Source organism: Burkholderia sp. LMG 13014, from assembly GCF_905232215.1.
Taxonomy (GTDB): Bacteria; Pseudomonadota; Gammaproteobacteria; order Burkholderiales; family Burkholderiaceae; genus Burkholderia.
In genome coordinates, this window is the sequence record NZ_CAJNKE010000376.1 from 1 (window position 1) to 6,011 (window position 6,011).

General features: G+C 67.1%; 7 protein-coding genes. 4 read left to right on the forward strand and 3 right to left on the reverse strand.

The genetic code is table 11. The annotated features are described in order from the left end of the window. The 4 genes from JYJ84_RS26385 to JYJ84_RS26400 form a co-directional block, all read left to right on the forward strand. Positions 1-406, forward strand: a 406-nt coding sequence (locus JYJ84_RS26385; RefSeq protein ID WP_205189636.1) for an endonuclease/exonuclease/phosphatase family protein, incomplete at its 5' end; no start/stop codon positions are given. A 285-nt stretch (positions 407-691) separates the two neighbouring features. Continuing rightward, positions 692-1,078 carry a YqjD family protein gene (locus JYJ84_RS26390; protein ID WP_122949110.1) on the forward strand — a complete coding sequence of 129 codons (387 nt, stop codon included), beginning with the start codon at positions 692-694 and terminating at the stop codon, positions 1,076-1,078. A gap of 64 nt (positions 1,079-1,142) precedes the next feature. Then, a complete protein-coding gene (locus JYJ84_RS26395) occupies positions 1,143-1,727 on the forward strand; it encodes a YSC84-related protein (RefSeq protein WP_122949109.1) in 585 nt (194 codons plus the stop codon). Between the two features lie 236 nt (positions 1,728-1,963). Further along, positions 1,964-3,016, forward strand: a complete 1,053-nt coding sequence (locus tag JYJ84_RS26400; protein ID WP_122949108.1) for an AI-2E family transporter — start codon at positions 1,964-1,966, stop codon at positions 3,014-3,016. A 43-nt stretch (positions 3,017-3,059) separates the two neighbouring features. Here the strand turns inward: JYJ84_RS26400 and JYJ84_RS26405 are convergent, their stop codons facing one another. The 3 genes from JYJ84_RS26405 to JYJ84_RS26415 all read right to left on the reverse strand — a co-directional run bounded on the left by JYJ84_RS26405 (position 3,060) and on the right by JYJ84_RS26415 (position 5,626). Further along, a complete protein-coding gene (locus JYJ84_RS26405) occupies positions 3,060-3,575 on the reverse strand; it encodes a thioesterase (protein ID WP_122949107.1) in 516 nt (171 codons plus the stop codon). A gap of 208 nt (positions 3,576-3,783) precedes the next feature. Next, positions 3,784-4,800, reverse strand: coding sequence for an NADP-dependent oxidoreductase (locus JYJ84_RS26410; RefSeq protein ID WP_043177915.1), 1,017 nt, complete (start codon positions 4,798-4,800; stop codon positions 3,784-3,786). Between the two features lie 37 nt (positions 4,801-4,837). Beyond that, positions 4,838-5,626 (reverse strand): SDR family oxidoreductase, encoded by a 789-nt coding sequence (locus tag JYJ84_RS26415; RefSeq protein ID WP_205189638.1) that lies wholly within the window; start codon positions 5,624-5,626, stop codon positions 4,838-4,840. Positions 5,627-6,011 lie beyond the last annotated feature (385 nt).

Below are 6,011 nucleotides of genomic sequence, written 5' to 3' on the forward strand. Positions count from 1 at the left end.
CGACGGCGTGCTGCTGATCGGCGACCTGAACAGCTACGCGAAGGAAGATCCGGTTCGCGCGCTCGAATCGCGCGGCTACGCGAACCTGGTGGCCCGCTTCGGCGGCGATGCTGCGTACAGCTACGTATTTCGCGGCGAAGCGGGCAACCTCGACCACGCGCTCGCCACGCCGGCACTCGCCGCGCGCGTGAAGGCCGTGCACGTCTGGCACATCAACGCCGACGAACCGGTGGCCCTGCAACCCGTGCCCGATTACAAAACGTCCGCGCAACGGTCGTCCTATTACGCACCCGACGCGTACCGCTCATCGGACCACGATCCCGTCGTGATCGACGTCGCGCTTAACGACGGCCGCATATGGGCGGCCCCGGGCACGAACCGTGCTCGTCCACACAGCATCGACTAGTGCATTTGCATCAGCACAAGGCCTGCAACGGCACTATTTACCTGGCAGCCCTGGCGACGCCATATTTACCTGGCCTTCACCGCCTACCGCCGCCCGATATGCCGCTTCGCCCGGAATGCGAATTTTTTTCAACGGCCGTGCCGCCCCGTGCGGCGGGGCTTCGCGGCGATCCTGCCGACGAATTGAAAATTTGTCTCGAAACAAAATTGGGCCACGTGAATCACATAAGTTGCTGGGATTCGTCTTATCTTCAAATTGGCCTTGAATCGAAGGAGGATAAACACCATGGCGCTCACTGACTCGATCGAACACAAACTGGATCGCGGCCTCTCCGACATTCGTCGCACGGGCCGGCGCGTGGGCCGCACGACGCGCTCGGCCGCCCGCGACCTGCATGCCGACGTCACCGACGATCTGCGCGGGCTGGTCGACGAACTCGAAGATCTGCTGAAAAACGACGGCGACGGCGATATCGCCGCGCTGCGCAAGCGCGTGCAATCCAGGCTCGATGAAGCGCGCAGCACGCTCGACCATGCGTCGGGCAGCGCGGCCGCCCGGCTGCGCGATTCGGCCGAACGCGTGTCGCAGGTCGTGCACGACAACCCGTGGCAAACCGCCGGCGTCGTCGCCGGCCTCGCGTTCGTTGCGGGCCTGCTCCTTGCCCGCCGTTGAACGGAGCAGGCCGCCCCGCGCCCGCACCGTCCGTCCTCAATCAGACAAACGAAGGAGAAACGCCATGCAGAAGACCTTTGCCATGAAAGCCGCCGCCGCCGTCCTGCTCGGCAGCCTCGCGCTCGCCGGCTGCACGACCACGCCGGACAAACCGGAAGGCGCCGCGGCCAGCGCGTCGAAGCGCGAGTCGATCGACGCCAGCGTCAACGCGACGCTGTCGCGCCTCTATTCGACGGTGCCGGGTTCGCGTGAACTCGTCGGGAAATCGCGCGGCGTGCTCGTGTTCCCGAACGTGCTGCAGGCCGGCTTCATCGTCGGCGGCCAGTCCGGCAACGGCGCGCTGCGTGTCGGCGGCAGCACGGTCGGCTACTACAACACGTCGTCGCTGTCGGTCGGCCTGCAGGCCGGCGCGCAGTCGAAGGCGATCGTGTTCCTGTTCATGACGCAGGATGCGCTCGACTCGTTCCGCAAGTCCGATGGCTGGGCCGCCGGCGCCGACGCATCGGTCGCGGTCGTGAAGGTCGGCGCGAACGGCGCGGTCGATACGACCACGGCCACCGCACCGGTCGAGGTGCTGGTCCTGACCAACGCGGGCCTGATGGGCGACCTGTCGGTGAACGGCACCAAGGTCACGAAGCTCAATATCTGACGATGCGACACGCGGCGTTGCGCCGCGTTTGCTTCCCGGCAGCGCCGCGGCCCCGGCCGCGGCGTTTTCGCATGTGCCGCGCGCAGCGGCTATGATGGCGGCACCTTTGCGGGCATACTCCGGTTCGGGCCGCCCGACGGCGCATTTCGGCGCGAACCCGTGACGATCGTGAACCGATCGTGCGCGGGGCAACGAGATTCAATCAAACCACGCATCAATCTGCGCGAATGTCATCCATGGAAAGCGGACACGACCACCAAAAATTCTTCTATTTCCTGCTGGCCGCGGTCACCGTCGGACTCTGCTGGATCCTCGCGCCGTTTTCCGGAGCCGTGTTCTGGGGCACCATTCTCGCGATCCTGTTCCAGCCCGTGCAACGCTGGCTCGCCGCGCGCTTCGGCAAGCGGCGCAACCTGGCCGCGCTCGTGACGCTGTCGCTGATCGTCCTGATCGTGATCCTGCCGCTCGTGTTCGTCGCCGCGACGCTCGTGCAGGAAATCGCGTACGTGTACCAGGAAATCAAGACCGCACAGCCTAACTATTCGCAATACTTCCAGGACATCATCCACGCGCTGCCGTCGTCGATCCAGCACCTGCTGCAGAAATACGGCCTGAGCAACCTCCCGGGCATCCAGAAGAAACTGACCGATGGCGCCGCGCAGATCAGCCAGCTCGCGGCAGCGCAGGCACTCAGCATCGGCCAGAACACGTTCCAGTTCGTCGTGAGCTTCGGCGTGATGCTGTACATGGTGTTCTTCCTGCTGCGCGACGGCGGCGAGATCGGCCGCCGCGTGCGCCGCGCGCTGCCGCTCGACGACGAGCACAAGAACCTGCTGCTGGCAAAATTCACGACGGTCGTGCGCGCGACCGTGAAGGGCAACATCGCGGTCGCGCTCGTGCAGGGTGCGCTCGGCGGCCTGATCTTCTGGATCCTCGGGATCGAAGGCGTCGTGCTGTGGGGTGCGCTGATGGCGTTCCTGTCGCTGCTGCCCGCGATCGGCGCGAGCCTCGTATGGGTGCCGGCCGCGCTCTACTTGCTGATGATCGGCGCGGTGTGGAAATGCGTGATCCTCGTCGTGTTCTGCGTCGGCGTGATCGGCCTCGTCGACAACCTGCTGCGTCCGATCCTCGTCGGCAAGGACACGAAGATGCCCGACTGGGTCGTGCTGATCTCGACGCTCGGCGGGATGGCGCTGTTCGGCATCACCGGCTTCGTGATCGGGCCGCTCGTCGCCGCGCTGTTCATGGCGAGCTGGGACATCTACGCGCGGGCCGAACAGGCCGAATGACCCACCGCGCGGCCACGTGCCGTGCATCGGCGGACATTCGCCGTCACGGATGACGAATGCGGATCACGACGGGCGCCACGGCGCCCGTTTCTTCATCCGCCGCCAGCATCATCACGCCGCCATACGGCCCTACGCGATACGTGCGGCCCGATACCAGCGGCACGCGTCGATCGTCGTGCGCATCGCGCCACGTAGCACGCACACGCGAAGCGACATCCGGCGCGAACGGTGCTCCGTCGGGCCCGACCAGTGCCACATGGGCACCCGGCAAACGCCGGCCATGCGCATCGAATCGCAGCGTTGCCGCCGTCCCGCCGTTCACCCTCTCTCGCCCTTCGACCACCACGCCCGACCGCGCATCGAGCGTCACGTCGTAGCAATCGACGAGCGCGCCCGCGAACCGCACGACGCCGCCTGACGCGGCGTGCCCGGCCGCCACCGCATTCGACATCGCGAACGCCACGCCAAGCCCGATCGCCATCCGCCGCGCGACACCGGCGCACCGCACCGTTCGATTGCGCATCGCCACCGATGCCAGCTGCTTCGCGTCGTTTCGCATGTTCCCTCTCCTCTGCCCCGTGCCCAGAAAAAAAGGCGGCGTGACGCGTCGGTCACGCCGCCTGTCTGCTGGCAATCACTTTAGGGAGAGAAGCCCGGACAATATATGGGACAAGTCCGAAACTAAGACACGGTTACTCGAACGCACCGCGTCTGCCACCCGCTCGCGGCAGCGTACGAACGACCTCGCACGCCGTGCCGCGGGCCGGTCACGCGTCGGGATCGACGCGCAGCACGAGCTTGCCGCGATGGTCGCCGTCGAACAGGCGATTCAGCACGTCGGGCGCGTTTTCGAGACCGTCCGCGACCGTCTCCTCGGCTTTGAGCCGGCCGTCGCGCAGCCAGCCCGCGAGCGTCTGCACGGCCTCGCGGCTCTTGCGATAGTCGAGGATCAGGAAGCCGCGCATCGTCAGCCGCTTCGAGATCAGCACGCCGACGTCGTCCGCCGCGCGCCCGCTGTTGTAGTTCGAGATCACGCCGCACAGCGCGACGCGCCCGCCGATCACCATCCGCGACAGCACCGCGCGCATCACCTCGCCGCCGACGTTCTCGAAGTTCACGTGCACGCCGTCCGGCGTCGCCGCTTTCAGCTGCTGACGGAAATCGTCGGCCTTGTAGTCGACGGCCGCGTCGAAGCCGAGCGTCTCGGTCAGGTAGCGGCACTTGTCCGCGCCGCCCGCGATGCCGACCACACGCGCGCCGTGGATCTTGCCGATCTGCCCGGCGATCGAGCCGACCGAGCCGGCCGCCGCCGATACGACGAGCGTCTCGCCCGGCTGCACCGGCGCGATGTCGGTCAGCCCGTAGTACGCGGTCAGCCCGCTCATCCCGCACGCGCCGAGCAGCGTCGGCAGCGGCAGGCCCGACTGCGCGGGCAACTTCACGAGCTGCGCGGCCTGCTCGGCCGGCACGACCGCGTAGTCCTGCCAGCCGACCAGCCCCTGCACGAGATCGCCTTCCGCGAACCCCGCATGGCGCGACGCGACCACGCGCCCGATGCCGAGCGCGCGCATCACCTCGCCGATCGCGACGGGCGGCAGGTACTGCGGCACGTCGCTCATCCACACGCGGTTGGTCGGGTCCATCGACAGATACAGCACGCGCACGAGTACCTCGCCGTCCGCGAGCGCCGGCACCGGCGTCTCGACGAGCGAAAAATGTTCGCGGCCGACCCGCCCTTCCGGGCGCGTCTTCAGCAGCAGTTGGCGGTTCACGGGTGTCGACACGATGTTCTCCTCCAGGTGTTGTTGTTCGGGATGCGCGTCAGACCGCGCACATGCCGCCGTCGATCACGAGTTCGGCGGCCGTCACGAAGCGGCTCTCGTCGGATGCGAGATACACGGCCGCGTGCGCGACGTCGTCCGGCTCGCCGAGCCGGCGCAGCGGAATGCCGCGCGCGAGCTTGCGCGTGGCGTCGCGTTCGCCGAGCGACTGGAACAGTGGCTCGACGATCCCCGTGCGGATGAACGCCGGGTGAATCGAGTTGCAGCGCACGTCGATCTCGCGGCGTGCGCAGTCGATCGCGACCGACTTCGTCAGCGACGCGACCGCCGCCTTCGACGCGTTGTACGCGGTGAAATCCGGCTCGACCTTGAACGCGGCGACCGACGAGATGTTGATGATCGACGCAGGGTGGCTCTCGGCCAGGTACGACAGCGCATGCTTGCAGCCGAGCACGATGCTCTCGACGTTGATCGCCATCACGCGCCGCCATTCGTCCAGTTCGATCTGCGCAGGCGAGCCGATCGAGCCGACGCCCGCGTTGTTGACGAGCACGGACAGCCCGCCCATCGCATCGACCGCCTGCGCGAGCAGCGCCTGCCAGCGCGCCTCGTCGCGCACGTCCTGCGTCGCGGCGATCGCGACCGGCGTCGCGTGGCCTGCGTTGAGTTCCTGCGCGAACGCGTCGAGCACCGCGGCGTCGGCGATGTCGGTCACGAACACGCGCGCGCCCTGCTCGACCATCCGGCGCGCGATCGCGCGGCCGAGGCCGCCGGCGGCGCCCGTGATATATGCGCACTTGCCGGCAAGGCGCGAAGAAACGACTGTCATGTGACCTGCTCCTATCGTGAATCGTCGTCGCGAACCGCTGCCGCGACGGGTTGGCCGTGCCTGCTCCGGCCGCTGCGGGCCGGTTGGCCGTGCCTCGACATCACGAGACACCGCACGGTTTCCGCGAGTATATCGAGATGAACGCGACGCGCACCGGGCAGGCCAGGTAGCCGGCCCCGGTTGAACGACAGCCAGCGTACGCGAATGGTGCCAATCGATGAAATGAATATTCCTTATGCCCAGTCATAGACCCGGTTCATGACCTTCGCTTGCCGGCATGCACGCACGGGCCGGCGCCACCAACCGCTCAGGCCGGCTGGTTCATTGATTCAGGGAATGACGGGAGTTGCGTTCCACGCGGGCGAGGAAGCGGTCGGGAAGCGGA

What these genes read in the sequence shown, in the direction of transcription:
- JYJ84_RS26405 (WP_122949107.1), bottom strand. Translation starts at nt 3,575, where the DNA reads ATGCGAAACGACGCGAAGCAGCTGGCATCGGTGGCGATGCGCAATCGA.
- JYJ84_RS26400 (WP_122949108.1), top strand. Translation starts at nt 1,964, where the DNA reads ATGGAAAGCGGACACGACCACCAAAAATTCTTCTATTTCCTGCTGGCC.
- JYJ84_RS26390 (WP_122949110.1), top strand. Translation starts at nt 692, where the DNA reads ATGGCGCTCACTGACTCGATCGAACACAAACTGGATCGCGGCCTCTCC.
- JYJ84_RS26415 (WP_205189638.1), bottom strand. Translation starts at nt 5,626, where the DNA reads ATGACAGTCGTTTCTTCGCGCCTTGCCGGCAAGTGCGCATATATCACG.
- JYJ84_RS26395 (WP_122949109.1), top strand. Translation starts at nt 1,143, where the DNA reads ATGCAGAAGACCTTTGCCATGAAAGCCGCCGCCGCCGTCCTGCTCGGC.